The sequence below is a fragment of the Bradyrhizobium sp. INPA03-11B genome (genome assembly GCF_040446015.1).
Classification (GTDB): Bacteria; Pseudomonadota; Alphaproteobacteria; order Rhizobiales; family Xanthobacteraceae; genus Bradyrhizobium; species Bradyrhizobium macuxiense_A.
The window spans coordinates 1-1181 of sequence record NZ_JASGSR010000268.1 but is presented as its reverse complement, the minus strand read 5'-3'; the positions used below and the strand labels follow the sequence as shown (position 1 = coordinate 1181).

1 protein-coding gene is annotated in these 1181 nt (G+C 65.0%); it reads left to right on the top strand.

Features of this window, described 5'->3' with window-relative positions:
• Nucleotides 1-1181, top strand: a 1181-nt coding sequence (locus QMZ05_RS40855; protein WP_353705892.1) for a DUF5801 repeats-in-toxin domain-containing protein, incomplete at both ends; no start/stop codon positions are given.

Below are 1181 nucleotides of genomic sequence, written 5' to 3'. Positions count from 1 at the left end.
CATGAGGGCCAGGCGGCCTGGCTGGTGTTCACGCTGACGGTGAACACGGCGACCGGCGACGTGACGCTGACGCAGGACCGCGCGGTGCACGAGAACACGGCGTCCAGCCCGGACACCGGTGAAGGCATCAGCCTGAACGATGGTCTGGTGACGCTGACCGCGACGGTCACCGACAAGGACGGCGACAGCGCCGCCCAGAAGCTCGACCTCAGCTCGCATGTCACGTTCCACGATGATGGCCCGTCGATCGCGCTGACCGGAAAAATTGGCTCGCTGAACACCTTTGAAGCCTATCTGTCGGCCGCGACCAACGCGGGCGTCAACGGCTCCACGCCGGATCTGGTGCCGACCCAGGGCCATACCCTCGACAAGGAGAGCTTCGCAGGCGCGTTCACGGTTGTGACCGGCGCGGACAATGCGACGACGGCATACACGCTGAGCATTGCCGGCAACGGTACGGCGACCAATCTGATCGACAGCGCCTCCGGTCTTGCGGTCGTGCTCGACCAGACCGGCAACACGGTGTCCGGCTATGTGACCGGTCATGAAAATGACGCTGCGTGGCTGGTGTTCACGCTGGCGGTCGACCCGGCAACGGGCAATGTTACCTTGACGCAAGACCGCGCGGTGCATGAACTCACCGCCTCGAGCCCGGACACCGGTGAAGGCATCAGCCTGACCGGCGGCCTGGTGACGCTGACCGCGACGGTCACCGACAAGGACGGCGACAGCGCGAGCCAGAAGCTCGACCTCAGCAGCCACGTCACGTTCCACGACGATGGTCCGTCGATCTCGCTGAGCGGGAACGTCAACTCGCTGAACACCTTTGAGGCATACCTCTCGGCTTCGACCAACGCCGGCATCAACGGCTCGACGCCGGATCTGGTGCCGACCCAGGGCCATACGCTCGACAAGGAGAGCTTCGCAGGCGCGTTCACGGTGGTGACCGGTGCCGACAATGCGACGACGGCATACACGCTGAGCATTGCCGGCAACGGCACGGCGACCAATCTGATCGACAGCGCCTCCGGTCTTGCGGTCGTGCTCGACCAGAGCGGCAACACGATCTCCGGCTATGTCACCGGCCATGAAAATGACGCCGCCTGGCTGGTGTTCACGCTGGCGGTCAACACGGCGACCGGCGACGTGACACTGACGCAGGACCGCGCGGTGCACGAGCT